This window comes from Bombella pollinis (genome assembly GCF_026385485.1).
In the GTDB taxonomy this organism is placed as follows: domain Bacteria; phylum Pseudomonadota; class Alphaproteobacteria; order Acetobacterales; family Acetobacteraceae; genus Bombella; species Bombella pollinis.
The window spans coordinates 63848-89132 of the sequence record NZ_JANIDX010000005.1 but is presented as its reverse complement, the minus strand read 5'-3'; the positions used below and the strand labels follow the sequence as shown (position 1 = coordinate 89132).

28 protein-coding genes and 1 pseudogene are annotated in these 25285 nt (G+C 51.5%); 22 read left to right on the top strand and 7 right to left on the bottom strand.

The genetic code is table 11. The features are described 5' to 3' along the window. Positions 1–40: 40 nt before the first annotated feature. The 3 genes from NQF89_RS06145 to NQF89_RS06135 form a co-directional block, all read right to left on the bottom strand. Complete coding sequence (locus NQF89_RS06145; RefSeq protein ID WP_323670735.1) at positions 41–1114, bottom strand: NAD(P)-dependent alcohol dehydrogenase; 1074 nt, start codon at positions 1112–1114, stop codon at positions 41–43. A 106-nt stretch (positions 1115–1220) separates the two neighbouring features. Continuing rightward, positions 1221–2141 carry an AraC family transcriptional regulator gene (locus NQF89_RS06140; protein ID WP_266137821.1) on the bottom strand — a complete coding sequence of 307 codons (921 nt, stop codon included), beginning with the start codon at positions 2139–2141 and terminating at the stop codon, positions 1221–1223. Positions 2142–2184: 43 nt separating this feature from the next. Next, a complete protein-coding gene (locus NQF89_RS06135) occupies positions 2185–2772 on the bottom strand; it encodes an NAD(P)H-dependent oxidoreductase (RefSeq protein ID WP_155579612.1) in 588 nt (195 codons plus the stop codon). A gap of 208 nt (positions 2773–2980) precedes the next feature. Between NQF89_RS06135 and NQF89_RS06130 the strand changes: the two genes are divergently transcribed. The 10 genes and pseudogenes from NQF89_RS06130 to NQF89_RS06085 all read left to right on the top strand — a co-directional run bounded on the left by NQF89_RS06130 (position 2981) and on the right by NQF89_RS06085 (position 10833). Continuing rightward, positions 2981–3832 carry a winged helix-turn-helix domain-containing protein gene (locus NQF89_RS06130; protein ID WP_155573763.1) on the top strand — a complete coding sequence of 284 codons (852 nt, stop codon included), beginning with the start codon at positions 2981–2983 and terminating at the stop codon, positions 3830–3832. Positions 3833–3849: 17 nt separating this feature from the next. Next, on the top strand, positions 3850–4377 hold the full coding sequence (locus NQF89_RS06125) for a flagellar basal body-associated FliL family protein (protein ID WP_266137778.1): 528 nt from the start codon (positions 3850–3852) through the stop codon (positions 4375–4377). A gap of 16 nt (positions 4378–4393) precedes the next feature. Continuing rightward, complete coding sequence (fliM, locus tag NQF89_RS06120; RefSeq protein WP_266137777.1) at positions 4394–5569, top strand: flagellar motor switch protein FliM; 1176 nt, start codon at positions 4394–4396, stop codon at positions 5567–5569. Further along, entirely contained in the window at positions 5553–6149 is a 597-nt protein-coding gene (locus tag NQF89_RS06115) for a hypothetical protein (RefSeq protein ID WP_155573760.1), read from the top strand. The genes fliM and NQF89_RS06115 overlap by 17 nt, the downstream gene beginning before the upstream one ends. Positions 6150–6263: 114 nt before the next feature. Beyond that, positions 6264–7220, top strand: a complete 957-nt coding sequence (locus tag NQF89_RS06110) for a flagellin (protein WP_266137776.1) — start codon at positions 6264–6266, stop codon at positions 7218–7220. Positions 7221–7479: 259 nt separating this feature from the next. Then, on the top strand, positions 7480–8451 hold the full coding sequence (locus tag NQF89_RS06105) for a flagellin (RefSeq protein ID WP_266137775.1): 972 nt from the start codon (positions 7480–7482) through the stop codon (positions 8449–8451). Between the two features lie 292 nt (positions 8452–8743). Further along, positions 8744–9663, top strand: a pseudogene (locus tag NQF89_RS06100) (thiamine pyrophosphate-dependent dehydrogenase E1 component subunit alpha). Then, positions 9644–9895: a hypothetical protein gene (locus tag NQF89_RS06095; protein ID WP_266137774.1), complete on the top strand. Its 252-nt coding sequence runs from the start codon at positions 9644–9646 to the stop codon at positions 9893–9895. The pseudogene NQF89_RS06100 and the gene NQF89_RS06095 overlap by 20 nt, the downstream one beginning before the upstream one ends. Further along, positions 9834–10388: an alpha-ketoacid dehydrogenase subunit beta gene (locus tag NQF89_RS06090; RefSeq protein ID WP_196424780.1), complete on the top strand. Its 555-nt coding sequence runs from the start codon at positions 9834–9836 to the stop codon at positions 10386–10388. The genes NQF89_RS06095 and NQF89_RS06090 overlap by 62 nt, the downstream gene beginning before the upstream one ends. A gap of 13 nt (positions 10389–10401) precedes the next feature. Further along, positions 10402–10833: a GlcG/HbpS family heme-binding protein gene (locus NQF89_RS06085; protein ID WP_266137773.1), complete on the top strand. Its 432-nt coding sequence runs from the start codon at positions 10402–10404 to the stop codon at positions 10831–10833. Positions 10834–10917: 84 nt separating this feature from the next. Here the strand turns inward: NQF89_RS06085 and NQF89_RS06080 are convergent, their stop codons facing one another. The 3 genes from NQF89_RS06080 to flgF form a co-directional block, all read right to left on the bottom strand. Beyond that, positions 10918–12003: a flagellar biosynthesis protein FlgL gene (locus NQF89_RS06080; protein ID WP_266137772.1), complete on the bottom strand. Its 1086-nt coding sequence runs from the start codon at positions 12001–12003 to the stop codon at positions 10918–10920. A gap of 51 nt (positions 12004–12054) precedes the next feature. Next, entirely contained in the window at positions 12055–13602 is a 1548-nt protein-coding gene (gene flgK, locus NQF89_RS06075; RefSeq protein WP_155573724.1) for a flagellar hook-associated protein FlgK, read from the bottom strand. Positions 13603–13760: 158 nt separating this feature from the next. After that, entirely contained in the window at positions 13761–14510 is a 750-nt protein-coding gene (flgF, locus tag NQF89_RS06070; RefSeq protein ID WP_155573723.1) for a flagellar basal-body rod protein FlgF, read from the bottom strand. Positions 14511–14776: 266 nt separating this feature from the next. Between flgF and flgG the strand changes: the two genes are divergently transcribed. The 12 genes from flgG (at position 14777) to fliP (ending at position 24435) form a co-directional block, all read left to right on the top strand. Further along, positions 14777–15565, top strand: a complete 789-nt coding sequence (flgG, locus tag NQF89_RS06065) for a flagellar basal-body rod protein FlgG (RefSeq protein WP_099026928.1) — start codon at positions 14777–14779, stop codon at positions 15563–15565. Between the two features lie 12 nt (positions 15566–15577). After that, the gene (gene flgA / locus NQF89_RS06060; RefSeq protein WP_266137771.1) at positions 15578–16627 is read left to right on the top strand and encodes a flagellar basal body P-ring formation chaperone FlgA; all 1050 of its coding nucleotides are present in this window, start codon (positions 15578–15580) and stop codon (positions 16625–16627) included. Then, positions 16624–17376: a flagellar basal body L-ring protein FlgH gene (gene flgH, locus NQF89_RS06055; protein ID WP_266137770.1), complete on the top strand. Its 753-nt coding sequence runs from the start codon at positions 16624–16626 to the stop codon at positions 17374–17376. Before flgA ends, flgH begins: the two co-directional genes overlap by 4 nt. A 143-nt stretch (positions 17377–17519) precedes the next feature. Then, entirely contained in the window at positions 17520–18044 is a 525-nt protein-coding gene (locus NQF89_RS06050; RefSeq protein ID WP_155573720.1) for a bactofilin family protein, read from the top strand. Continuing rightward, entirely contained in the window at positions 18044–18661 is a 618-nt protein-coding gene (locus NQF89_RS06045) for a MotE family protein (protein WP_266137769.1), read from the top strand. The genes NQF89_RS06050 and NQF89_RS06045 overlap by 1 nt, the downstream gene beginning before the upstream one ends. A 28-nt stretch (positions 18662–18689) precedes the next feature. Then, a complete protein-coding gene (locus NQF89_RS06040) occupies positions 18690–19055 on the top strand; it encodes a hypothetical protein (protein ID WP_155573718.1) in 366 nt (121 codons plus the stop codon). A gap of 178 nt (positions 19056–19233) precedes the next feature. Continuing rightward, positions 19234–20889 (top strand): flagellar basal-body MS-ring/collar protein FliF, encoded by a 1656-nt coding sequence (gene fliF, locus NQF89_RS06035; protein WP_266137768.1) that lies wholly within the window; start codon positions 19234–19236, stop codon positions 20887–20889. An 11-nt stretch (positions 20890–20900) separates the two neighbouring features. Further along, positions 20901–21986 (top strand): flagellar motor switch protein FliG, encoded by a 1086-nt coding sequence (locus tag NQF89_RS06030; protein WP_196424621.1) that lies wholly within the window; start codon positions 20901–20903, stop codon positions 21984–21986. Positions 21987–21991: 5 nt separating this feature from the next. Then, positions 21992–22714, top strand: a complete 723-nt coding sequence (locus tag NQF89_RS06025) for a FliH/SctL family protein (RefSeq protein ID WP_155573717.1) — start codon at positions 21992–21994, stop codon at positions 22712–22714. Positions 22715–22716: 2 nt separating this feature from the next. Beyond that, positions 22717–23124, top strand: coding sequence for a flagellar motor switch protein FliN (gene fliN / locus NQF89_RS06020; RefSeq protein ID WP_155573716.1), 408 nt, complete (start codon positions 22717–22719; stop codon positions 23122–23124). Between the two features lie 14 nt (positions 23125–23138). Next, entirely contained in the window at positions 23139–23537 is a 399-nt protein-coding gene (locus NQF89_RS06015) for a hypothetical protein (protein ID WP_155573715.1), read from the top strand. A 115-nt stretch (positions 23538–23652) separates the two neighbouring features. Beyond that, complete coding sequence (fliP, locus tag NQF89_RS06010) at positions 23653–24435, top strand: flagellar type III secretion system pore protein FliP (protein ID WP_099027056.1); 783 nt, start codon at positions 23653–23655, stop codon at positions 24433–24435. Positions 24436–24450: 15 nt separating this feature from the next. Here fliP and NQF89_RS06005 read toward each other — a convergent pair whose 3' ends face one another. After that, the gene (locus NQF89_RS06005; RefSeq protein WP_266137767.1) at positions 24451–25239 is read right to left on the bottom strand and encodes a hypothetical protein; all 789 of its coding nucleotides are present in this window, start codon (positions 25237–25239) and stop codon (positions 24451–24453) included. Positions 25240–25285: the final 46 nt, after the last annotated feature.

The following is a 25285-nucleotide window of genomic DNA, read 5'->3' as shown; positions in this document are numbered from 1 at the left end:
ACTGCCCCGCCAACCAATATGGCGGGGCAGGTGAAGTCGTTTAGTCAGCCTTTAACGTGCTCATATCAATGACAAAGCGATAATGCGTATCGCCTTTTTCGAGTTCTTTAAAAACGTCATTAATATCCTGCATGGCAACGGTTTTGGTGTCGGGCAGGATGTTTTTACGGGCACAGAAATTCAGCAATTCTTGCGTTTCACGGATGCCGCCAACGAGGGAACCAGTAATACGACGACGACCATAGACGAGCGGTAGGGTGGTGGTGGTAGGTAATGGGCCAATCTGCCCCACCATGGAGAATGTCCCATCTACATCCAATAAGGGGAGGTAGGGGGTGATGTCATGCTCGACAGGGATGGTATCAATAATGAGGTCGAAGCTATTGACGGCTGCCTGCATGGCCTTGTCATTGCTGGATGCTAAAAGCTTGTCAGCGCCAATGGCGAGGGCGTCTTGTTCTTTTTTATCACTGCGGGAAATGACAGTAACTTCCGCACCGAGTGCTACGGCTAGTTTTACAGCCATTTGGCCTAGCCCGCCAAGGCCGATAACAGCAACGCGCGTACCCGGCCCTACTTGGCAGGTGCGTAGGGGCGACCATGTGGTGATGCCCGCACAAAGGAGCGGTGCTGCCTTGGAGATGTCCAACCCTTTGGGGACTTTAAGGGCGAATTCCTGCCGGACAACAAGATGTTTGGAATAACCGCCCATATTGGGGGTGTTGTCCACCACATCAATACCGCCATAAACGCCATTCATGCCGATGGGATGCTTTTGCCCCTCGCGGCAATATTGCTCCTCCCCTTTGCGGCATTGGTCACAATTTTGGCAGCTATCGACCATGCAGCCGACGGCTACAATATCGCCAATCTTATGGCGGGTTACATCCGGGCCTGTCTCGATGACACGGCCAATAATCTCATGGCCTGGTATAGCAGGGTAGGGTGTATGGCCCCAGTCATTGCGGACCCAATGCAGGTCGGAATGACAAACACCGCAATAGAGAATTTCCATCACAACATCGTTGGGGCGAGGGTTGCGGCGGTCAAAATGGAAGGGGTTGAGTGTATCCTCAGCGGAGGTGCAGGCAAAACCGACAGTACGCATAGCCATGATCCTTCATCAAAGGCAGTGTTATAATTTTGAGCCTGTAAGCTTTTAGTAGCTTATGAAGGAATGGCTGTATGTTCAACGCAGTAGAGTTAATGGCAGCCCTGCATTAGAACCAGACATCTTCATGCTGGCGTTTATACGCCTCAATACCGATTGTGCGGATATGATGAAGGTCCGCATGGGGAGGGCGGCCAAAGATACGTTTGTAATCACGGCTAAAATGAGAGGGGCTTTCATACCCGACTAAAAAGCTCGCTTGAGCGGCTCCAACATCTTCATGCACCATAAGGCGGCGCGCTTCTTGAAGGCGAAGTTTTGTCCGATATTGGACGGGCGTCATCCCTGTTACTGCGCTAAAGCGTTTGTAAAAGCTGGATTGCCCCATGCCTGCAATTGTGACGAGGTCATGAATCTCAAAAGGCTCATGGAAATGATGACGCAAATGAATGAGGGCACGATTAATGCGTGAGAGGTCACTTTGATTATGAGCAATCTCACGCAAAACATGGCCTTGTTGGCCTTGTAGGAAGTGATAGAGAAGGTCCTTTTTGTAAAGTTTGGCTAAGAAAAGATCGTTTTTGTCCTTGTCTAATAATCTAACAAGCCTAAGCAATGTATCCAGAATATCGTTTGTAATATTGCTCAAGCCCATTGCGGGGGAGAGTGGGGCATAAGAAGATTTAGAGGATGCTAGGGCTGTCTGGGAGGGGGAGGCGGCTTCGATATCATGCAATAGCTCTCGCATTTCAAGTGGGGTGAAGCTGATGCAAAGGGCTAGATAGGGCGCAGAGGCAGAGGCACGCGTGATTTGCCCAGAGACGGGAAGGTTCAATGTAGAGATGAGATAGTGGCTCTCATCATAGAGAATAGGGCGGTTATGCAGATAGAGCACCTTCTCCCCTTGCACAACGATGTAGATGCGCGGCTCATACACAACAAGGACAGGGTCGGTTACTGTTTCGGTCCGATAGAGTGTGAGGAAGTCGAACGCAGTATGAGTAACCGACCCTGTGCAATGGCGCGTGATGGCTGCTTGAAGGGGGCAAGGGGTGTCGGGGGCATAAAGAGGCTTATAAGGTTAGAATAACACGCTCTAAATGATGCTGATAGGCCGTTGTGATAGCTTCAATATCGGGGTTTTTCATCACATCAGTGGCAAGGAAGGTTGGCAAACGCTCCATCCCAAGGAAGGCATGAGCGCGATAGAAAGGGAATAAAACAGCGTCAATCCCACCACCATGGAAGAATTGATGAGGCTCCTCAAACGCTTCAAGCGGGGCGTTCCATGTCGTAGAGACCATAAAGCGTTTACCTTGCAGAAGTCCCCCCGAGCCGTAGAGCTTGGTTGGGTCATGACGACTACGCCCGTCATTTTTGTAAAAAATACCATGAGCCTCGGTGAAGACCTCATCCATATATTTTTTAAGGGGCCATGGCGTGCCCATCCACCAACCGGGGAATTGGTAAAGGATAATATCTGCTTTTTGGAAGGCCTTTATCTCCTCCTCAATGCTATAATGATGGTCAATAATTGTCTGGCTGATGCTGATGCCAGAGGAGGTGAGAAATGTTGCAGCATAATCCTGCAATGTCTGGTTCAAACGACCTGCGGAATGGGCAAAAGCTTTTGCGCCGTTGATGAGATGGCAATGGGTCATAATTGGAGTCGCCTCGTTAGTTTTCTTTTAACGCTCTATTTCATAACTCGTTACGAAACACGTCAAGGGCTAGGGAAAGCCTAGGGATAGCATGGAAATCTAAAAAATGGCCTTAAATTAAAGGAATATTCTTGTTGCAATTAGAAATTACAAGGTTATTTTAATGTCGTGTTAGCGTTAAGTCTTGATAGCAGGGGAGTGTAAAACGATGACAAAAAGGAAAACTGCCATGCGGTTGATTTGTGTCGGTGATAGTCCGAAGAATATGGATGGTCGCCCCTGTTCTACCCTTTCGGAGGCAGTATCGGAGGGGGGCATCTTCTTACGGATTTCTGGCCGTGAGGGTGTGTTAAGTGCTTTACGCAATGACCAGTCTGATGTGGCAGTCATCCAGCAGACAAGTCCAGACCCGCTTTTGATTAGAACAATCCGTAATAACCGCTTTAGTCTGCCTATTCTAATTATTGCGCGTAACTTAACAGCTGATAATGTCGCTGATGCGCTTGCAGCAGGTGCGGATGATTGCGTGCCGATTACGGTAGGGCCTGTTGAGCTTTTGGCACGTCTTAAAGCCATTGTCCGGCGTGTGATGGATCATGGCGTGACAAGTCAAATCATCAATGTTGGTCGTCTGACTGTCAAAGAAGATATGCGTGAGGTTTTAGTGGATGATGAAATCCTGCCTTTAACGCAAGGGGAATATGATATTATGTCCCTCATGGTGCGCCGCCGGGGGAGCTTGCTGAACAAGTCTGCTATTCTTTCTACCCTTTATGCAGGGCGGGAGAAGCCTATTAGCAAGACGATTGATGTCATGGTGTGCCGTATTCGCCAGAAATTGCGTTCCCGTGGGATTCAGAAGCCTTTCATCACCAGTTGGGGCATGGGCTATCGGCTGAATGAGGAGGCGTTCCTTCCGTTAGGTGCGCGGGCAGAGGATGGGTATGATGCGGCTCATCATCAAGAGCTGCGGGAATCTAGCATGCCTGTATCTACTGGTTTTGGCGTAACCGCTATGGCAGGTGAAGGCGTGAGCATGCAGCCTGTTCCCCAAGGTTAAGGAGAGGGTCAGGCTGTATGAGTGATGAGACAGAGGCCTCTGTCGCTGGGGCTGAGGAGGATGCCGCTCTTGCTGATGAGGCAAAAGGGAGATCCAAGAAGAAATTAGCCCTGCTTATAGCGATCCCGTTGCTTGTCGTAGGTGGCGGCGTTGGGGCATGGCAGGCGCATCTCCTCCCCTTTGGGAAGGGCGGGGAGAAGGCCGCAGCACATGGCGGGGCTGGGGCAAAAGAGGCCCCAGGGGCGCGTATTTTACTCTCTGTACCGTCTGCCACGGCTAATCTTGATAATGGGGCGGGGCGGACGGTTTACGTCAAAATGACAGCGAGTATTGAGTTTGAAGGTGCAGAGAGTGAGGCGTCTCTCAAGGATCGTTTGCCGGAGGTAGAGGATATCTTCCAAACTTACTTGCATGAGAGCCGCCCCCAAGACCTTCATGGTAGTGGGTTTTATCGCCTACGGGAGGCTTTATTGCGGCGATTGCGCGTTGCCTTTGCCCCGGTAAATGTCAGCAACGTTTATATTACAGAACTTCTAACCCAGTAAGATGGATTAAGACCTAATGGCCGATGAAGATGAGCAGGGACAGGCAGACCAGCCCACAGCCGATCAGCCTGATATGGGTGAGGCTGAATCAGCCGCAACAACCGGCTCTGGGGATGGTGAGACTGTAGATGAGGACCGCGCGTTAGACCAATCCGCTATTGATGCGATGTTAGGCGATACATTTTCCAACTCTGCCTTGCGGGAGGAAAGTGGCATGGAGCGCATCATAAAGGCCGGTTTTGTGGCCTATGAGCGCATGCCTATGTTGGAGAATGTCTTTGATAGGCTGGTGCGCTTCCTCTCCTCGACATTGCGTGGTTTTACCAATGATAATGTCGATATTACGATGGAGGACATGCGCTCTTTACGGTTTGGGGATTATATGTCTGGCGTGCCGACATCCTCCCTTTTCTCGGTATTTCGCGCAGAGCAATGGCGTAATTATGGTCTGGTGATTTTAGATTCTGACCTTTCCTACGCGATTGTCGATATTTTGATGGGGGCCATCCCCGGCCGTGGGGCCAAAGCGGTGGAAAACCGCCCTCACACCGCCCTAGAGCGGGCATTAATTGAAAAATTGGTGGTCATTACGCTTGCGGACCTTTCTGAGGCATTTACCCCAGTTGGTAAGGTGGATTTGTCTTTTGAGCGATTGGAGGTTAGCTCCAGCCTTGCAGTGATTGCCCGCCCCTCTAATGCAGCGATTGCGGCAAAGTTTCATATTGATATGGGTGATAGAAGTGGGAATATGGAGATTGTTATCCCCTATGCCACGTTTGAGCCTGTACGAGAGAAATTAGCGCAGCAATTTATGGGGGAAAACTTCGGCAGTGATTCAATTTGGGAAAATCACCTCATCTCCGAGATTATGGAAACGAGTGTGACAGTATCCACTGTTTTTGAATCAAGCTCCTTTCCGCTGTCTCAAATCTTAGCGTTAAAGAAGGGCAGCGTGTTGCATTTGCCTTGTAAGGCAGATGCGCCACATAATGTCCGTATGGAATGTGACGGTACGCCTCTTTTTGAGGGCACATTAGGCCGGTTGCATAATATGCAGGCCGTACGGATTGACCAGCGGCTTATCCCACCAGAAGAAGACTTAACACCGGAGCTTTTAGCCTCCCTTGGGGCTATCCCAGCAGAGCATCACATGGCAGGGCAGGAGGGACTTCATCATGTTTCTGGAAAATAGTCAGCTTGTTATTGAAGTCCTTTTGATGATTGTTTTGATAGCGGGGATTATTAGTTCCCGCTTGATCGTGCGGCGGCTAGGTGTCATCCGTGAATCCTATACGGCATTAAATGAGATGGTCTCCACGCTGGATTCCTCCACAGAGCAAGTGACGCATATGTTTGAGCGTGTGCGCCATGAGGTTAATCAGGGCGATAAGCGTCTCTCTGTTTTGCTAGAGCGTGTGCGTAATGCTGAAGAAGACCTGATGGACCATCACAAAATGGCACAAGAATCGACCGATTCGATGGCCGTTTTGTTGAAGAAGGTAGAAGGGCAAGAAACAGAGTTAAAAGAGCATCTTAACGCTGCGCGTGCCCTTTTAGAGCGTTTGGAGGCGCAGCAGGCGGTGTTGGAGCAAGCAAAGCAAGCCGTAGCTTCTGTCAATGCGCCAGTGCAAAGTGTGGAAGATATTGCGGGGGATAATGAGGCCGTGCCGCATTTCTCCGATTCTTTTACGCAAGCTGTGCCGGGGAGCCTGCGTGGCCCGCGCCCTTATATGCGTGGGCGTGAAGCACAACCAAAAGTGCAAGTGGGGTAAGGTTAAGTTATTTTAGGGACGCTGTGTAATAATCATGTAAAGGTTATGTGGTCTATTAGCCTTGTCAACGATTTGTCGTTGGTCATGACGTATGATGAGTAGGGAGAAAAGGCCATGAGTCTTTCCATTAACACAAACACATCCTCCATGGTCGCCTTGGAGACATTGAACACCACACAGAGTGAACTTGCTAAAACAGAGAACGCCGTCTCCACCGGTAAAAAAGTCGCTAATGCGTCTGATAACCCCGCTGCTTTTGGTATTTCCGCACAGATTGGCGGTGATATTTCCGGTCAGAACGCTGTGAATGATGGGCTGAGCTACGCTTCTCAGATTGTGAGCGCCACCAACTCTGCGGCAAATAGCATCATCAAGGTTCTGCAAGATGTGCAGAACGCCGTCACCACTGTTGGTAACAACCTTGGTAGCACTACGTCCCTTGGCCAGCTTGATAAAGAAATTACTGGCTATATGAAATCCATCGACACAATCGCGCGTAACGCGACGACAAAGGGCATCAACCTGCTCTCTGGTGGTACAAGCGATGGTCTGGGCATTACCTCCAATAGCCTGACATTCGTCAGCGGGGTGCAGGGTGACACACAGACACTGAGCGGTTATGGCACATTAATTGCTGCAACAACCGGTGTGTCTCAGGGTGCAACCCTGACAGAACTTCTGGGCCTGACAGCCGGTGGCTCCGCTGGTGCTGACCCAACAAGCAACGTCTTCCTGACATCCAGTGCAACAGGTGCAAGCTTTGCTGGCTCCTATGCGTCTGATCCGAAGCAGGGCGTCGTGAAGATGATTTCGCAGGTGCAGAAAGCTATTGAGGCGATGACAAACGTCACCTCTGACCTTGGTTCTAACCAGAAGCTTATCGATTCCATGAGCGATTATGGTCAGAAATCTGCCGACTCTTTGACAGCGGCGTCTGGTGCGTTGACTGATGCGGATATGTCCGCTGAGTCTGCTAAGCTGACCTCCCTGCAGACCAAGCAATCTTTGGGTATTAAGTCCCTCTCCATTGCTAATGGTCAGTCCCAGAACATTCTGTCCCTTTTCCAGTAAGAGGGGGAAGCCTAGCCCTACGGGGCTGGCTCCTTTTGGGTTTGGTTATAAAGAACGCCATCGTGATACCACGGTGGCGTTCTTTTTATGGTAAGATATAATAAATATATAGTTAATAAGGTTAATTCTTTACGTTGTTGTCTAAAATAAAGGTGATTTTTATTCTTGAATGTAAGAATCCTGTAAAATTTCTGTGGTTGTATAGTTCTGTCAACGACTTGCCGTTGCTTTTGATTTAGATGAGCTGGGAGAAAAGACTATGAGTCTTTCCATTAACACAAACACATCCTCCATGGTCGCCTTGGAGACATTGAACACTACACAGAGTGAACTTGCTAAAACAGAGAACGCCGTCTCCACCGGTAAGAAGGTGGCCAATGCGTCTGATAACCCAGCTGCTTTTGGTATTTCCGCACAAATTGGCGGTGATATCTCTGGGCAGAGTGCTGTGAATGATGGGTTGAGCTACGCCTCTCAGATTGTTAGCTCTACCAACTCTGCGGCAAATAGCATCATCAAGGTTCTGCAAGATGTGCAGAATGCTATTACAACGGTGGGTAATAACCTTGGGAGTGAAACATCCCTTGGCCAGTTGAATAAAGAAATCACGGGCTACATGAAGTCCATCGATACGATTGCGCGTAATGCGACCACAAAGGGCATCAATCTCCTCTCCGGTGGGACATTGAGCGGCACGACTGATGGGTTGGGCATTACCTCCAATAGCCTTACTTATGTGACGGGCGTGCAGGGTGATACGCAAACATTGACAAGCTATGGCAGCATGATTGGCGCGACCACAGGCTATGGTGTTGGGCATATCTTGTCAGAAATGCTGGGTTTAACCCCCGGTAGTGCTACACCAGGTGTGGACCCAGATGTGAATATCTTCCTCACTGCTACAGCTAATGGTGCGCGCCTAAGCGATGCTTATGCGGGGGATCCGAAGCAGGGCGTCGTGAAGATGATTTCGCAGGTGCAGAAAGCTATTGAGGCGATGACAAACGTCACCTCTGACCTTGGTTCTAACCAGAAGCTTATCGATTCCATGAGCGATTATGGTCAGAAATCTGCCGACTCTTTGACAGCGGCGTCTGGTGCGTTGACTGATGCGGATATGTCCGCTGAGTCTGCTAAGCTGACCTCCCTGCAGACCAAGCAATCCTTGGGCATTAAGTCCCTCTCCATTGCTAATGGTCAGTCCCAGAACATTCTGTCTCTTTTCCAGTAAGAGGGGGAAGCCTAGCCCTACGGGGCTGGTTCCTTTTGGGTTTGGTTACAAAGAACGCCATCGTGATACCACGGTGGCGTTTTTTTATGGGTCATAATTTTTGGAAGATAAGGCAAGTTTTGTGCAGGATAGTTCTATCGGTTTCTCCTCTAACGGGCATAGAGATAATAACAGGCATTGAGATAGTGCCATATACTTTGCCTAGGAGGAAAGAATGAACGCTAAAGACGAGAGAAAATAAGACAAAAATACGCCAATCCCTCATGATGTTTTATTGGCAGCTTATCGGCGGATGAAGACTATTCGTGTTTTTGAGGACCGTCTGCATGAGGATTATAAAACGGGCAGCGTCCCCGGATTTGTCCATCTTTATGCAGGGCAAGAGGCTACGGCGGTAGGGATTTGCAGCCATTTAACAGATGAAGATCAAATTGCTAGTACACATCGCGGGCATGGTCACTGCATCGCCAAAGGGGTGGATGCCATGGCGATGATGAAGGAGATTTACGGCCGCCAAGGAGGCGTTTGCAATGGCAAAGGGGGTTCCATGCATATTGCTGATCTCAGCAAGGGCATGTTGGGGGCTAATGGTATTTTAGGTGCGGGGGCTCCGCTCGCATGTGGGGCGGCTCTGGCTGATAAGCTGGCAGGGAAAGGCCATGTCGCTGTTGTCTTTGGTGGTGATGGCGGTGTGAATGAAGGGGCCTGCTGGAGAGCATGAACCTCGCCAGCGTATGGAAGCTGCCTATGATGTTCGTTGTCGAGAATAATCATTACGCACAATCAACACCGCAGCAAAGAACAACCTCTGTCACGAGTTACGAGGACCGCGCTAAAGGTTTTGGTATGCCCGCCGTAACGGTGGATGGGCCGGATTTCTTTGCGGTTTATCGCACCGCAGGGGAGTTAATTGCCCAGATGCGCGCAGGGCATGGGCCTGTGTTGTTGGAATGTAAGACTGTACGTTTTTATGGTCATTTTGAAGGGGATACGCAGGTTTATCGCCCTACTGGAGAAGTGGCCAAGGCACGGGCGAATCAGGATTGTTTAAAGCGGTTTAGGCATCAAGCCGTACAAGAAGGGCTTAGCTCATCAGAGCTTGAGGCGGTGGATCGTGAGGTCGAATCGCTTGTGGAGGCAGCCGGTGTGGATGCTGGTGGAGATGTTGATTGCTGGGGGGGGTGTCCTTGGCGTGACAAAGGGGCTGTATAGTAAATATGGCGACCGCGTTATTGATGCCCCACCAACGGAAATGGCCTATGTTGGGGCTGCCGTAGGGGCGGCACTCTCTGGTGTGCCCGTTGTTGCAGAAGTGCCGTTTATCGACGTTATGGGCGTATGCTTTGTACCAGCTTTTAAACCAAGCGGCGAAGATTCGTTATATGTTTGGCGGCACGGCAGAGATTCCGTTGGTCATCCGCACGATGGTTGGGGCGGGGATTAATGGTGCAGCTCAACATTCGCAAATGTTGACATCCCTTTTTACGCATATTCCGGGGTTAAAGGTCGTCTGCCCGAGCACGCCTTATGATGCAAAGGGGCTGATGATTGAGGCTATCCGCGATAAAGACCCCGTCATTTTCTGCGAGCCTAAAGCGTTTTATGAGATGACAGGCCCAGTGCCAGAAGCCCCTTATACGGTGCCTTTTGGGACAGCACAGCATGTGCGGGAGGGGCGTGATGTGTCGATCATCACCTATGGGCCGATGGTGCCTCGCGCTTTGGAGGCCGCTACGCAGCTTGCTAAGGCGGGTGTCGAGGCGGATATTATGGCGCAGGTGGTCGAAAAGCGGTTCTCTTCTCTTAAATCAGCCCCGCAGATGGTGAGCGCGCCTCACACGCCGGTGCCGTTCTCCCCATTATTGGAGGAAGCCTATATCCCCGGTGCGACGCAGATTGTTGCGGCAGTAAAGCGTGCAATGGGCCATAAAGCATAAGAGGAGGTTTATCATGCCCGTAAAATACCAGCAGGAAACAGCGCAGATTACATGGGAGGCTGCACAGGCTCTTATCGAGGCGGTTCTAAAAGAAGGTGCGGCCCAAAAGATTGCTTTTTCCATCGCGGTGATGGATGCGGGGGGACATTTACGCGCTTTTGGGCGAGCTGACGAAGCGGCCTTTCTGACAGCGGAAATAGCCTGTGATAAAGCATGGACGGCCTGTTTTTTTGGGCAACCAACCCATATATGGAACAGCCTGGTGCAAGAGTCTCACATGGCTCCCCTTGCTAGTCATCCGCGTTTGATGGCTGTTGGGGGTGGGTATCCTATTTTTTATCAAGGCCGCCTTATAGGTGGCCTTGGGGTCTCTGGTGGGACGTATGAGCAAGACCAAGAGGCCGCTGTAAAGGCTTTATCTTTCACGGGGTTTGATAAGCTGTAATCTTATAGCGCAAATCCTATAAAAAGGGCCGCCTCCTATGGGGAGAGCGGCCTTTTTTTGGGGAGGAGGATGAATGTTAGATATTTAGAGATAATCAGCGAGGGACATGTTCTTCGTATCAGCAATAAGCGAGAAGGAGGCTTTGAGCTGAAGATTAAGGTCGGATGAGCGTGTGGCGACCTCAGCAAGATTTGCATCAAGATTGTTGGAGAGTTGGGTCTTTACCATCAATGTAACGCTGGAGAAGATGCCCTTCTGACGGGAGAGTGTGTTTTGTGTCACCCCCATGCTTGTATTCATGTCAATGAGCTGATTGATGGTCTGGCTTAGTGAGCTGTGCATTTGGGTGACAAGTTTTGTAAAGCCGGGTGTTGTTGTGCTCATGCCCTTCATACCGGACATTAACATCATATCGCGCATAAGGTCGCGTATAGGTGAGCCTGTGGAGGTGGCAGAGGCCTGGCCGCCTTCTGTCGCGACAGGAGCGGTTGTGATGATATTATCATTTGGCCCGATGACGGCTGTAGCGCGTAGGGTCGTTGCGTCATCAGCAGAGACGGATAAAGCGGGTGAGAAGACGCTCATAGCGGTACTATTATCGGCACTCGCGGTTGTCGCTTGCTGGAAGATAGTGTCGCTATTCGTGTCAGTTAGGCCAGAGAGCTGCTTAGAGATTGTTTGAGCAAGCGTGCTGCTGGAGAGGCCAGAGGGGGAGGTAACGGGGGCTGCGGCTGTATCATGCCCAGCAAAGAGAAAGCTTGAGCCATCAGATGTGTTGAGGATTGTCCCTAACGTGCTGAGGCCTTTTTGGGCTGAATCCGCCGCGGCGTTTGTTGCTGTGGTGGAGCCGCCTTCGGAGGAGGTCATGTTCAGCAACATAGTGTTGAGGGACTGTGCGAGGTCGGTAATTTGTGTAAAGGCAGTGGAGCCGAGGGAGAGGCGGTTCTGCACAATAGAGATATTGTTTTGATAGCTGTTTAACTCGGAGAGTTTAGGGCTAAGGGTGAGGGCCGCCTGACGGTTGCTTCCTAGCCCTGCAATGCTGGAGGAGATTGTCCCTTGTGAGCTTTGCCACGCGACATCGCTTTGAGCGGCTTCAATTTGTTTAATCCCGGCATTGAGGATTAATTCTGCCCCAGAGGCACCATATTGGCCAACACTCATGCTCATGAGGGGGAACTCCTATTTATGATAAAGGGCGTAAAGAGAGGGGCGGTGTGTTTAATGCACCGCGTTAAGGAGGGTATCGAACATGGTTTGCACCATAGAGACGACTTTAGCATTGGCGGAATAAGAGGTCTTTAAGGCGACAACAGCCGCCATTTGGCTGTTGACATCCACGCCAGAGACACTGGCCACTTTGGTGGAAAGTGACGTTTGGATGGAGGTTGCTGTGCTAAGGTCGCTATTGGACTGGCTAATGGTCTGTGCCTGATTTGCCGTTAGGGCTGTGGCAAGCTGGGTCAGGCTTTGTGCGCCTTCATAGCCTGTGGATTGTTGGCCATCTGGCCCCAAACCGGACATAGGGGCCATGAGGTTATTGGTCACAGAGGAAGGCCCACTCCCAAAAGCCTGATTGAGTACAGCATTGGGTTTGATGTTGGAGTGCTGAAGGCCGGTGAGGTTTTCAGTCAGGCGCGCAGGGGCTTGGAGGTAGCTATCAGAGACAGCAAGCTGAGAGGAAAGCCCAACGAGTCCATTTGGTGCTGTTTTGGTTGGGTCAGAGGAGAGATTTTGTGTCGTCCCATTGCTAAAGAGCGACACACCAGCAGCATTGAAGCGGTTGATTAAGGTGTAGGAGAAGGAATCAAGCTGGGCTTGCATCTGCGGATAGGTTTGGTCGCGCAGTGTAAGATTCGCCCCCAATGTCCCGCCTGTTAGATGGGAGGTGATGTCTTTCCCAGCGAGCATAATGCCCGGCACACCTTTATCACTACCATCTGTGGCGTGATACATGCTGGAGCTTAGCGTGGCATTTTGTGTAGTGAGCGGCCATGTGGAGCTTGGGCCTGTTAATAGCCCATTGGATAAGCCAAGTTGGTCCGGCCGGGTGGGAAGGCTTGTGCCATCTTGTGTGGAGACGAGCATGTCGCCATTGGGCTTCTCGGTAAAACTAACCCCCAATTTGCTAGAGAGGCTCTGCATAGCTTCATAGCGTTTATTGGCAAGGTCTGAGGTATCGGCATGGGAGGAGCGTGCCAACATGATTTGCTGGGAGAGCTGGCCGATCGTTGTTAGGTCGGTATTAATGCCTGAGACGCTATCCGTCACCGCATCCTGCGCACCTTGGCGTTGTGCTTGATAGACGGAGGAGAGCGTATGGATGTTGCTGACTAATGTTTGAGCAGCAGAAATAACCGTTTTTTGGGCGGCACTATCTTGCGGGGTGCTGGTGAGCGATACAAAAGCGTTATTAACATTTTGCAGGTTATTAGTTAGCGTGCCCACTGCTGTGGAGCCATCAGAGCTTGTTGTCGTCCCCTGTACGGAGGAGACAGCCGCTAAGGAGTTGCTGGTGGCTGTGAGGGCTGCAACCTGCGCATTTTGGTGATAGAGTGCATTTTGCAACGCTTGCGATACAACGAGGCGGTTATGATTGGTTGTAACGCCAACGCCCATCCCAGAGACAACCATAGAAGTTGGCGTTGGCGTGGCTGCCACATAACCGGGGGTCGAAGCATTAGAAATATTATCAGATGTTGTTGAAAGCTCGTTCTCAATGGTTTTAAGCCCACTGGAAGCGATATTGAGGGACAGACCGAGACTCATGTTCTTTCTCCCAGAATGAAAAGGCTGGCATAAAGGCCAATAACCTAGAAAAGCACAAGGTGGGCTTTGATAAGGCTTACCATACGGCGTGAGGGTTACATGAAGTTAAACACAAGGCATATATTTTGCCTAACAATTCCTTAACCTTGCTAGGGGGGTTATGTTGTAGGCTCAGCGGGGATTTTATCAATCGCGTTAAGGCGGCGGGTAAACTCAGTTTGTAAGAGTTGAAAATTAAGGTCATATTCCCGTTGGGTCTTAATCATTGCCGTGGTTTCTTCCACCGCATTGACGTTGCTGGATTCCAACATCCCTTGCCGAATCTCTTGGGTGGGGACGTTTTGTAGCTCCGTTGTGGGACGAAAAAGATGATTACCTTCAGCATGGAGCGTATTAGGATTCTCTACTGTAGCAAGGCCTAATTTAGCGATAATGCCTTTTTCGGTAGAGATGGTGCCATCAGCCCCAATGCCGAGGGGGAGAATCTGCTCATCAGCGTTGAGCGTGATAGGGCGGCGTTGATCATCCAACACTGGGTCCCCTGACGAATCGACAATCGTACCATCCTCACCACGATGGAGCTGGCCATTGCGGGTAAGGCGGAGTCCTTGTGGTGTACGGACCACAAAATAACCCGACCCATTAATAGCTAGGTCTAGCGGGTTACCTGTTTGGCGTAATTCGCCCTGAAGTGTGTCTAAATAAGTAGAGCGGTCTTGGCTATAGGTTAGGACTTTCTCCCCATTGACCAAATCGGCCCCATGTTGGCGGGAGAGATAGTCGGAAAAGAGGACACGATGCTCCTTAAAGCCATCCGTGCTGCTATTGGCCAGATTGTTCGTGGTGACCTCAAGCCCGCGTGTGAGGGCATCAATACGGGCTAGTGCAAGATAACCGGTTATGTCCATGCCGAACGTCCTTATAAAGGCTATTTATGCCATATTGGGCGTTTTAATCGCATTATTATGGCCTTATGTAAAGCTCCTATAGGCTTTTTGTTGGCATATGGCTTTAATTTAAACTTGATAAAGCTACCTAATTAAGGACTTATTCATGATGTGTTCATATAAATATCCTTGATAAAAGGAACTTCTCTGGTTTATGAGAGGGCATAGTAATGCGTTTATTGTGCTTGCCATGGCGATGGTGGCAGAATCTTTAAGGATGCCCATTTATGCTGAGATCACTCGATGTTGCCGCGACAGGGATGCAGGCCCAGTCCACCAATGTGGAAACCATCTCCCACAACATCGCCAATATGACGACTACAGGCTATAAAAGACGCCGGGCGGAGTTTCAGGACCTTATCTATCAAGACCTCCGCCGGGTCGGGACGATGAGTTCTGATACTGGTTACCGCGTGCCAGCCGGGGCGCAGGTTGGTTTGGGTGTGCGTACCGCAGCTATTTACCGGATTAACGAGCAAGGTAGTTTGGCTCAAACCGGTAATGCGTTGGATCTCGCAGTAGAAGGGCGCGGTTATTTCCGTATTCTATTGCCGAATGGGGAATATGCCTATACGCGCGATGGGACATTTTCTCTCTCGCAAGATGGGGCGATTGTGACGGCAGATGGCTATCCTCTTACGCCGAATATTTCGATCCCTAATAATGCTGAAAACATCACCATCGACCAAACTGGGCAAGTGCAATACACGCTCTCTGGTCAGGCGAACTCCCAAGTAGCGGGGCAGATTCAGCTTACGACTTTCCAAAATGAGAATGGTCTAGCCGCTATGGGGCAGAACCTCTTTACCGAGACAACATCCTCGGGGGATCCTATTATCGGTAACCCAGAGACGACCGGTTTTGGGACAATTCGGCAGGGGTTCGTTGAGGAATCCGCTGTAAATGCTGTGACGGAAATTACGGACCTTATCACGGCACAACGTGCTTATGAGATGAATAGTAAGAGCATTACCGCCTCTGATGAGATGCTCCAGACCTTAACAAATCTGCGTTAAGAGCGGGGCTATATGCAGGGGCTCTGTAAGGTGAAGATGGGTGGGGTGAAGGCGATTGCAGCATGTCTTTGCCTTGGTGTGGGGTGGTTTCTGCCTCATACTATGCTGGCGGCAACATTGCGTCCTTCTGGGGTTGTGCATGGGGCGTCCGTTTATCTTTCTGATGTTTTTGAGGGGTTGGAGAGCGGGCAAGATCGCCTCCTTGGCCCAGCCCCTGCGCCGGGGAAAGCCATTACGATTGGCGGGAGCCAGCTTATCGCCTTAGCGGATCAATATGGAGTGGATTGGGATGATCAATCCTCCTCTGCGAGTCTGACTCTTACACGGGCTGGTCATGTGTTGGGGCGGGATGATTTTGCCGCTTTGGTGCGTAAAATGGTCGCACAAGGTGAGGGTGCGGGTAGTGTCGTGGTGGAGATTGCTAGTTTCACGCCCGTTATGGTGGATGAGGGGGAAGCGGACCCTATTACGCTCTCTAATTTTGAGTGGGACCATAAAACAGGTCGCTTTACCGCGCTGGCTCAGCCTTCTCATCCTTCTGGTACGGCAGGAGCGGATAGCTTTACCGTGCGCGGGAGTATTCGCCCCGTACAGCCTGTGATGGTGTATGACCACGCATTGCCATCAGGCCATATTATTCAGCAAGATGATATGCGGATAGACCCAGCCTTTACCGGCACGGTGCCCCCATTAGCACGCTCTCTGCCAGAGCCAGAAAAGATGATTGGCATGGCCTTGGTGCGGACTGTCGGGGCAGGTCAACCTGTGGAAGCAACAGATTTACGGCGTGCCATTCTTGTCCATCGCGGAGACCCTGTTTTGTTGAGCTACAACAGCACGGGCATCCGTCTCACCGCGACAGGCCGTGCGTTAGAAGATGGTGGCAGTGGGCAATTTGTCCATGCGCTTAATCTGGGTAGCCGCATGATTCTGATTGGCCGGGTCAGTGCCTCGGGCGAGATTAGGGTTGATGCGTCCTCTACAGCCATTCCTCCTGATTCGGAAGAAGCGCGTAGGCTGGGGATTAACACCATGATGCTTGATGGAGGAAGCCGCCCATGATGTCCTTATGGTCAAAGCGGGTATGGCTGCGCGTGGGTGTGGTACCTGGCCTTTTAGTGGGGTTGAGTGGGTGTTTAGGGGTTAGCGGGATGAGCGAAATGGGCCATCTCCCGCGTATGACGCGGACGGCTGACCCCACGCAAGCCCCCGATTATCGGCCGATTACTATGCCTAGCCCGCCGCTTCAGGCCCCACCGACAGAGGTAGGCAGTTTATGGCGGCCGGGGAGCCGTGCCTTCTTTAAAGACCAGCGTGCCGCGCAAGCGGGGGATTTGCTTACGGTGAAGATTCAGGTTGCTGATACAGCTAATGTCACCAACAACACCACGGCATCCGGTAGTGCATCAGAGGTTTTTGGGATTCCAAGTCTGTTTGGCTTTAAAGGTAAGGCGTTATCTCACCTGACGAGTGCTGATGCGCTTGATACGAGCAGCTCTAGCGCGAATACCGGGGCGGGAACGATTCGGCGTATTGATACGGTGACGCTCACATTGGCCGGTGTCATCACGCAGGTTTTGCCTAATGGTAATTTTGTCGTTGTGGCCCGCCAAGAAGTCCGCGTGAATGGTGAGCTAAGGCAAATTATGGTGAGTGGTGTTGTCCGACCACAGGATATCTCTGAAGATAATGTCGTTACGCATGACCGCATTGCTGAGGCGCGCATCTCTTATGGCGGGCGTGGTCAGCTCTCGCAATATCAACAGCCGCGTTATGGGCAGAAGGTTTTAGAGAATGTCTTGCCTTTTTAAGGGGATATAAAAGGACATTATTAAGGTTTATGGCCTATATAAGGCTTACACATTGCGATATGGCATTTTATGCCATAATCATGGCTTGTGTAAGATGGTTTAGATGGCGTGGGATGGCCGTTATGGGGAAGGGGAGAGAGTAAATGTCTGAAAGCAAACAAAGAGAAGGCTTTATTCCAGCAGGGCTTGTTGTGCAGTCGCTGCGTGGTGTCGTGGAGGGGAGCCTGCATATTGCTGGTGATGTTGAGCAGGCGGCCCTTCAAGCTGAGCATATTTGTCTTACCGAGAGTGGCACCCTAAAAGACGGCCAGATTGAAGCACAATCAGTGATGATTGACGGGTACGTTACGGGGGTGACCTTCACTACCCCTCGGCTAACGGCTGGTGCTAATGCGCGTATTTCTGATTGTGTGATTGAGATGGGAAGCCCAACAGGCTGTGCTATCCATGAGGATGCAAGCTTTGAAGGGGATGTCCGTATTTCCGTTTCCCGTAAGGGTGGGGGACAGCAGCGTCCTGACACCCAGAGGGAAGGGCAAACTGTTGTAGCGCATGATGAGGCTCATCTTGTCATCCCCGGTGATGATGAGCCAGACCCTCATTGGGCGGCAAAAACCCCAGATATTAGCGAGGCGGAACAAGACGCCGAGATTCCATTGGGGGGCTAATGGCGGGTGTGTGCTTTCAGCAATCCCGGCGACTGCGTTATGTAAGTGGCTTTGCTGCCTTATTTTTATGTGTTGGTATGCTCTGGCCCTCGCCTGCTAAGGCAGCGGGGCTAGATGGCGTCCCAGACCATGATACAGAGCAGCAAATGCAGGAGCAGCAGCGTATTTTTGCAGCAGCGCGTAAAGCGTTGGAGCTGCGGATGCATGTGCTGAATCAATCAAAAGCGGCTTTTTCGGAGACGGTGGATAATCATAAGCTGGTCCCTCAAGAAGCTGTGGCACGCTTGGTTGGTATTTATGAGGTCATGCGCCCTAGAGAGGCGGCTGCGGTCTTTGATGTTATGGACCCGCATGTCTTGATAGCCATAGCAGCCTCCATGAATACGCGTAAGCTCTCCGGTATTATGGCGCATATGACGCCCGATAGGGTGAATCTTGTCTCGCAATATTTAGTGGGTGTGCGGCATTTTCATCATCCTGCTTTAGCGATTCCTGTTGTGGCAGGGGATGGGGCTTCTGCTTCGGGGTTGAATGAGGCCCACGCAGCCGATGCAGCAGAGCGTGTGCATTATGAGGCGGTACCCCAGAGCGGGCCGCTTTTACCATCACGGCAATAATGAGGGGATAATGCAGGAGAAGCGAATCATGGGGCAGTCTTGTTCATTATCACGCTCGTGGAAGGCGATGTTTGTGCTTATGCCTACCTTAGTTGGGCTTAGCGCATGTGCGCCAGATTATCTGGCTAGCAAGATGACAGGGCGGCAGTGCCAAGCAGGTTATTTGGAGGAAGGGGAGGATTGGTGCGCCCCACCAGAACGCACCCCGCCTCCGCAGCCTTATTGTACGCAGAGCTGGAATGGTGTGGATTGTTGGGCACGGCCAGAATTAACGCCGAATATGGCTCATGAGACGTATGAAGGGCCGCGTGGTTTGACGCCAGAGCAAAACGCTAATCGTCTTATGATGCCCGCTAAGAAGGTGCCGCCTAGCACACAATATTTTGCACCGTAATCAGGTGTAAAGGCATACACCGATAATTAACCTTATATAGGCTTTACATTGGGCTATAGTGAAGGTTAGTTAGGACATGAGAGCGATAGTCTTGCCATAATTATTGTGGCTTATATGGTAAATCCGGTAGCGGGCTTTGCTGCTTCCGGCGTAAGAGCAGCAGGTAGATACCCGTTATATGCAGTTTAGTAAGCTCCGTTTGCCGCAGATTATAGAAGGGTTGAAGAGCCTTGGCCGGATAAGGCTTATTGCTCTTGGGGTCGTAGGGGTGATGTTGTTGCTCTCCCTTGGGGTAATTGCTTTTCATAATCGTACCTCCTCTATGTCCCTGCTCTATGGGGATTTAGAGCTTAATGAAGCCGCCGAGATGGTGGATGACCTTGCCAAGGCGCATATCCCTACTAATACAGGGCCGGATGGCCGTACCTTGTATGTGCCGACCAACAAGGTGGCAGAGGCGCGGCTTCTATTGGCCAAGGCGGGTCTGCCCGGTGGGGGGATTGTCGGGTATGAGCTGTTTGATAAAAGCGGCACGCTCACCAGCACGCAGTTTGAGCAAGGCATAGACGAGACACGCGCTTTGGAAGGCGAGTTGGAACGCTCCATCCGTCTCATTCACGGTGTAAGGAATGTGCGTGTACATCTTGTTTTGCCTCATCGTGACTTATTTTCTACGGAGACGAACCCATCCCAAGCGAGTGTGATTTTGGATGTGGGGCGTACTGGAGCAGTATCAGAGGATGCGATTTCCGCGATTCAGAACCTAGTGTCTGCAGCAGTACCGGGATTAAAGGCGCATGGTATTTCCATCGTGGATACGCGGGGGGATGTTCTAGCACGTCCCGGAGACCCAGATAGTCTTGCAGGCCAAGAATCGTCTTTAGAAAAGCAACGTCATGCTGAGGAGCAGCGTCTTGCGCAAGCGGTGGAGGATATTCTTACTCCTACATTAGGCATGGGCCATGTGCGGGCACGCGCGGCTGTGACGATGAATACGGACCTCATCCATGAGACCGATGAATCGTACGATCCGAATGAGCAAGTCTTGCGCTCCCAAAGCACGAGTACGGATAAGAGTGCCAATACGGAGGCGAATCAGAATACCAGCGTTGGCAATAACCTTCCTAACGCAAATGCAGGGCAGAATAACCGGACAGGCTCCAGCGAGGAGCGGACGGATGAGACGAATAATTACGAAATCGGCAAGCGGACGCGCGTTATTAATCAGACACGCCCGCGTGTGTCGCGGATTAGTCTTGCTGTGCTGGTGGATGGGACTGTTACGGCTGATAAAAACGGTAAACCATCATGGAAGCCTTTGGATGAAGCTGAGGTTAAACGCCTAACCCAATTAGTGCAGACAACCATTGGCTATGACAAGACACGCGGTGATGAGGTCAATGTTGTTTCAATGCCATTCCGTGTTGATGGTGGGACAGACCTTCCGCATGAGAAGACACCATTCTTTACCAGAGAGATGATTATCTATCTGGCGGAATGGATTGTTCCCATTCTCTTGCTCCTCGGCGCGGCGGCAATGCTCTTTGGGCCTATTCTACGGCGTGTGCGTAAGGGGAGCGAAGCTGCTGCTGCACAAAATGCTGCTGCGATGGATGCTACAGCGGCCCCCGGTATGGCAGAGGGTGAGGCCAAGCCAGATGATGCCGTAGACCGTGGTGATCGCATCAGCGTTGAGGGTGTGGAAGGGAAGATGCGCCGAGAGGCCCTCGCGCGTGTTGTTCAACGTGTTGAGACGAACCCTGATGATGCCGTTGCCGTCATTCGTAATTGGTTAGCTGAGCCAGAGCCAACCAAACCAGTGGCAGAGAGTTAAGGAGGGCCATCATGGCAGAGCAAATGATGAATGGCGGGTTGGATGCCGCTGCCGGTCAATCCGAGACAGCGCGCCCCGGGTTAATCGCGGCGATGAAGGGGAGCGAGAAAGCCGCTATTTTGATGCTCGCTCTAGGCCAAGAGCGTTCAGCGCGTATTTTTCGTTCTTTGCAGGAGGATGAGGTGCGCGACATTTCCAAAGCGATGTCCGTTTTGGGGATTGTACAGGCGGATCGGGTTGAAGCTGTTTGTAACGAGTTTGCAGAGAAATATTCGAGCGCAGATGGCTTTGTCGGCAGTTATGAAACGACAGAAGATTACCTTAAACGCGCCCTTCCTGCTGAAGTGGTCGAGAAGATCATGGAGGATATACGCGGCCCATCAGGGCGTAGCGTATGGGCCAAAATGGGCAATATGCCCGAGGCCACTTTGGCAAATTATCTGCGTAATGAACAACCGCAGACCGTGGCGGTTATCCTTAGCTATATCGCTCCAGCGCATGTGGCGCGTGTGCTTACGCTTTTCCCTGAGGAGTTCGCTACTGATGTAATTATGCGCATCCTCCATATGAGTCCTGTCAGCAAGGATGTGCTGGAGAGTTTGGAGATGACCCTCCGTAAGGAGCTGATTATGGCCTTTGGACGGTCCACCAAGCGCGATAGTTATGCCTTTGTGGCGGAGGTGTATAATAACTTCGATCGCAAAACGGAGGCTTCTCTCACGGAGAAGCTTGGCCTGTTGAGCGAAGAAGATATGGAGAAGGTGAATCAACTGAAGTTCACCTTCGATGATATCAAGCGTCTCACCCCTGATGACATGATGCGCGTCATGGCAGCGATCAATCGCGATGGCGAGGCAAAAAGTCGGCTGCCCTTGGCCCTTAAAGCGGCCAATCAGACTGTGCGGGAGTTGTTCTTTAAATGCATGTCTAAGCGTGCTGCGGGCCTCTTGGAGGATGAGATCCGCGGCATGGGGGCTGTGCGTTTGCGTGATGCAGAAGCCGCACAGATGGAGCTGATTGTGCTCATTAAAGGTCTGGCGAATGATGGTGAAATTGATATTTCGCCTTCCTCCTCTGAAGATGAAATCATCGAGTAAATCTGATGAGCAACATCACACAGCAGGCTGCTCCGCCCAAGCGGTGGAGTTTCAGTGAGAGTTTGGAGGATTTTTCCCGCCATGAGCATGACGTGGTGGGAGAGGTGCTTGATGATGAGGAGGAGGAGCCAGAGCCGAGCATTACGCTCCACCCTGATGAGTTGGAACGTCTTAAAGCTGAGGCTTATCAGCAAGGTTATCGCCAAGGTGAGGGGGATGCCGTGCAGAGCTTGAGTGATGAGATGGCAAACTCTATCGCGCAGGTCTTAGCGTTTATGGAGGAGGAGGAGACCCACCGTAATGCCAAGATGATGCGGCTTGCAGAGCAATTTGTGGAGGGGGTGTGCCGGGTTGTTGAGCAGCTTTTTGCGGGAGATCTCTCACAAACAGGGTTGCGCCATCAGCTTGCTGAGGACGCCGCCTTATTGGTGGCTCAATGTGAGGGCACCATCACTCTTGATTGCGCTAAGGCTGATGAGCCAGCCCTTCGCACCGCTCTTGCCGGGGCGAAGGATGTTGCCATTACGGCAGAAGCCGAGCGCAAAGCCGGTAGTGTAGCGATTTCGGCCGCGCAAGCGCGCATCACGTTGGATGAGAGCCAATGGGCAGAGGCCGTGCGGCATCGTGTCGCAGAAGCGGTGGAGGCACTCATCAGGCTGGCTCCTGTAAGTGAGCAAGAGGCCGTGCAGGATGTAGAGCCGCATATAGTACAAAAAGAAGGAGAATAAGCATGGCAGATGAGACAGAGACCAACCCTAATGCGACTGCCCCTCAGCCTGATGATAAGCAGGCCTCTGGTGGTGTTGATTTGTCCGATTTTTCGTCCGAGGTAGCAGAAGAAGGCGCAGAGCGGGCCGGTAAATATTACGATAGCGAGCAGGAAAAAGCCCGTGACCGTGAGGCGATTCTTGATGTTCCTGTCAAAATTACAGCCGTGGTGGGCGATGTTAAAATGCCCGTGCGGGACTTGGTACGCCTTGGCCGTGGGGCTGTTGTGCCGCTAAATCGTAAATTAGGGGCCTCGATTGATATTTACGCCAATGATCGGCTGATTGCTCGTGGGGAAATCACTATCATTGAGGATGATAATATTGCTGTGACGATGACGGAGATTATGTCGTCATCAGCTAGTGCGTAAGGTTTCGTCCGATTATGACACCAGCACCAGTTAGTGGGGTTCATGGTTCTGGGGCGATGATGCAGGCTGTTATGGGGTTTCACATGAATCCCGTATTAGCGTTAGGGCTTGTTGTGGGGCTTATTTTCATAACGCCGTGGTTCTTACGCCGTATGCGCCACCGTATGCCTCGCTTATTGCAGGTAACTGAAGCGGCCCCGGAGCGTGCTTTAAAAGTGCAAGATGCCGTACCTTTGGGAGCAAAACGAACGCTTTTTTCTGTCGCTGTAAAAGGCCCGGAAGGGCAGCAGGCCACAGCGGTGATTCTTACAGGTGGCCCGACAGACCTCTGTATTGGCTGGTTAGGCGATGGCCCAACCCAGCCTTTAAAGGACATTGCTCCTCTTAAAGAGAGCGCATCAGAGACAGCGTAATAGCCAGAGAGATGAGAGGCGTAAGCGTATGAACCAGAGTGATAAAGGTCGCTTTGCCATGATGAAGGCTGCCAAACAGCATAAGCCGATAAAACGGAGCGTGATATGTGGCATCATGGCTTTGTGTGGCGTGGTGATAGGTGGCGTGTTGTTATGTGTGGCAGCGCATCCAGCTTTTGCACAATCCATCACTTTTGATATGGGTAAAGGCGGTGGCATTGGCGAGGCGGGGACGACAAGCCGTCTTGTCCAGCTTACGGCGATTGTGGGGTTTCTCTCCCTCGCACCGAGTTTGCTGGTGATGATGACGGCTTTTACGCGGATTATCATTACGCTGTCGCTTTTACGTAGTGCCATTGGTGCGCAGGGGACACCGCCTAATATGGTGCTGATTGCGCTGGCCCTCATTCTCTCCTTTTTTGTGATGCAGCCCACATTGGAACGCTCTTGGGAGCAAGGGATAGAGCCGCTGATGGATGGCCGCGTTGATGAAATTGCAGGCTTGCAAGCAGCGGCAGAGCCGTTCCGCGATTTTATGATTCGCAATGCGCGGCCTAATGATGTGGCTATTTTCTATCATCTCGCTGGTGTTAAGCCAGAGGCAACGCCAGTGGAGGGGAAGGATGGTACCCACACCACCACGGTGCGGCCGCCTTGGCGGGTGATTGTCCCAGCCTTTATGGTAGGGGAGCTAAGCCGTGGTTTTGAGATGGGCTTTTTGCTCTATTTGCCCTTCTTGGTGATAGACCTTGTGACATCTAGTGTGTTGATGAGCTTGGGGATGATGATGCTTCCCCCGCCGACCATCTCTTTGCCGTTTAAATTGATTTTCTTTGTATTGGTGGATGGCTTCCAGATGGTCTCTGGTGGTTTAGTCCGCAGTTTTGGTGGGGGGTAACGCCCCCCTTTTATATCACCCCGGTAAGACGAGCAGCCGACGGGCAAGAATAGCCGGGGTGAGTTGCGTAAAACCCTCATTGATAGAGCCGGAATAACTCCCATAGGTTAAAGATAAACCACAAGCCGCCGCGGTAATGATGCTACCAATACGCCCGGCTTGCTCCATACGGCTGGCAATGAGTGAATCCGCCCCACAATGATGGAAGGCCGCAGCAATATCAGTGCTTTCTTCTGGGTCCATCCCCGCTGGGACGACTAATGAGAGGCGTGCTTTTGTACGGTCTATCACCTCACGCATTTCCGTCATGGCTGTGGGGGAATAGACACAAAGCCCCGGTAAATCCACCAGAATGATGCGGTCTTGGCCGTCAATCTCCTCGGGGTCCATGCCGCCATAGGCTTTGACCAACTCTAGGTCACAACCACGCAGAATCGAAGCCAGTTTGATGTAACTGCCGGGGGTGCTATCGCAGGCTAAAACGAGGGGCTGGCGGAGTTTACCTTTTGATTGCCGCGCTTGGCGGGCATAGCGTGCGGCTAATTTAGCAAGGGTCAGTGATTTGCCAGAGCCAGACGCCCCGCCCAAAGCAAGCGGAATACCAGGTGTTAAAGGCAGCGGGGCAAAGTGAATGACACGCTCTAACCCTTCAGCAAGGCTGCTACCGGCCATCGCGGTGATAAGCTCTTGGGGGATGGAATGCCAAGCGAGAATCTCTGGGACACTTAGCGCATTAGAGGGGAGAACAACATCGCCCGTCTCTACTGGCTGTGTGGTGTGCTGATCGGTTGAAGAACGAGTCATGAGCGTGATCCAGTTAAAGGAGGGGATGGCCTATAAGGGTATCAGT

What these genes read in the sequence shown, in the direction of transcription:
- NQF89_RS06125 (WP_266137778.1), top strand. Translation starts at nt 3,850, where the DNA reads ATGAGTGATGAGACAGAGGCCTCTGTCGCTGGGGCTGAGGAGGATGCC.
- flgK (WP_155573724.1), bottom strand. Translation starts at nt 13,602, where the DNA reads ATGAGTCTCGGTCTGTCCCTCAATATCGCTTCCAGTGGGCTTAAAACC.
- NQF89_RS06145 (WP_323670735.1), bottom strand. Translation starts at nt 1,114, where the DNA reads ATGGCTATGCGTACTGTCGGTTTTGCCTGCACCTCCGCTGAGGATACA.
- fliF (WP_266137768.1), top strand. Translation starts at nt 19,234, where the DNA reads ATGCAGTTTAGTAAGCTCCGTTTGCCGCAGATTATAGAAGGGTTGAAG.
- NQF89_RS06085 (WP_266137773.1), top strand. Translation starts at nt 10,402, where the DNA reads ATGCCCGTAAAATACCAGCAGGAAACAGCGCAGATTACATGGGAGGCT.
- NQF89_RS06015 (WP_155573715.1), top strand. Translation starts at nt 23,139, where the DNA reads ATGACACCAGCACCAGTTAGTGGGGTTCATGGTTCTGGGGCGATGATG.
- flgF (WP_155573723.1), bottom strand. Translation starts at nt 14,510, where the DNA reads ATGGACATAACCGGTTATCTTGCACTAGCCCGTATTGATGCCCTCACA.
- NQF89_RS06030 (WP_196424621.1), top strand. Translation starts at nt 20,901, where the DNA reads ATGGCAGAGCAAATGATGAATGGCGGGTTGGATGCCGCTGCCGGTCAA.
- NQF89_RS06050 (WP_155573720.1), top strand. Translation starts at nt 17,520, where the DNA reads ATGTCTGAAAGCAAACAAAGAGAAGGCTTTATTCCAGCAGGGCTTGTT.
- flgA (WP_266137771.1), top strand. Translation starts at nt 15,578, where the DNA reads ATGCAGGGGCTCTGTAAGGTGAAGATGGGTGGGGTGAAGGCGATTGCA.
- NQF89_RS06135 (WP_155579612.1), bottom strand. Translation starts at nt 2,772, where the DNA reads ATGACCCATTGCCATCTCATCAACGGCGCAAAAGCTTTTGCCCATTCC.
- NQF89_RS06105 (WP_266137775.1), top strand. Translation starts at nt 7,480, where the DNA reads ATGAGTCTTTCCATTAACACAAACACATCCTCCATGGTCGCCTTGGAG.
- NQF89_RS06025 (WP_155573717.1), top strand. Translation starts at nt 21,992, where the DNA reads ATGAGCAACATCACACAGCAGGCTGCTCCGCCCAAGCGGTGGAGTTTC.
- NQF89_RS06110 (WP_266137776.1), top strand. Translation starts at nt 6,264, where the DNA reads ATGAGTCTTTCCATTAACACAAACACATCCTCCATGGTCGCCTTGGAG.
- NQF89_RS06130 (WP_155573763.1), top strand. Translation starts at nt 2,981, where the DNA reads ATGACAAAAAGGAAAACTGCCATGCGGTTGATTTGTGTCGGTGATAGT.
- flgG (WP_099026928.1), top strand. Translation starts at nt 14,777, where the DNA reads ATGCTGAGATCACTCGATGTTGCCGCGACAGGGATGCAGGCCCAGTCC.
- NQF89_RS06090 (WP_196424780.1), top strand. Translation starts at nt 9,834, where the DNA reads ATGTTTGGCGGCACGGCAGAGATTCCGTTGGTCATCCGCACGATGGTT.
- NQF89_RS06005 (WP_266137767.1), bottom strand. Translation starts at nt 25,239, where the DNA reads ATGACTCGTTCTTCAACCGATCAGCACACCACACAGCCAGTAGAGACG.
- fliM (WP_266137777.1), top strand. Translation starts at nt 4,394, where the DNA reads ATGGCCGATGAAGATGAGCAGGGACAGGCAGACCAGCCCACAGCCGAT.
- fliN (WP_155573716.1), top strand. Translation starts at nt 22,717, where the DNA reads ATGGCAGATGAGACAGAGACCAACCCTAATGCGACTGCCCCTCAGCCT.
- NQF89_RS06115 (WP_155573760.1), top strand. Translation starts at nt 5,553, where the DNA reads ATGTTTCTGGAAAATAGTCAGCTTGTTATTGAAGTCCTTTTGATGATT.
- fliP (WP_099027056.1), top strand. Translation starts at nt 23,653, where the DNA reads ATGGCTTTGTGTGGCGTGGTGATAGGTGGCGTGTTGTTATGTGTGGCA.
- NQF89_RS06040 (WP_155573718.1), top strand. Translation starts at nt 18,690, where the DNA reads ATGGGGCAGTCTTGTTCATTATCACGCTCGTGGAAGGCGATGTTTGTG.
- NQF89_RS06080 (WP_266137772.1), bottom strand. Translation starts at nt 12,003, where the DNA reads ATGAGCATGAGTGTTGGCCAATATGGTGCCTCTGGGGCAGAATTAATC.
- flgH (WP_266137770.1), top strand. Translation starts at nt 16,624, where the DNA reads ATGATGTCCTTATGGTCAAAGCGGGTATGGCTGCGCGTGGGTGTGGTA.
- NQF89_RS06045 (WP_266137769.1), top strand. Translation starts at nt 18,044, where the DNA reads ATGGCGGGTGTGTGCTTTCAGCAATCCCGGCGACTGCGTTATGTAAGT.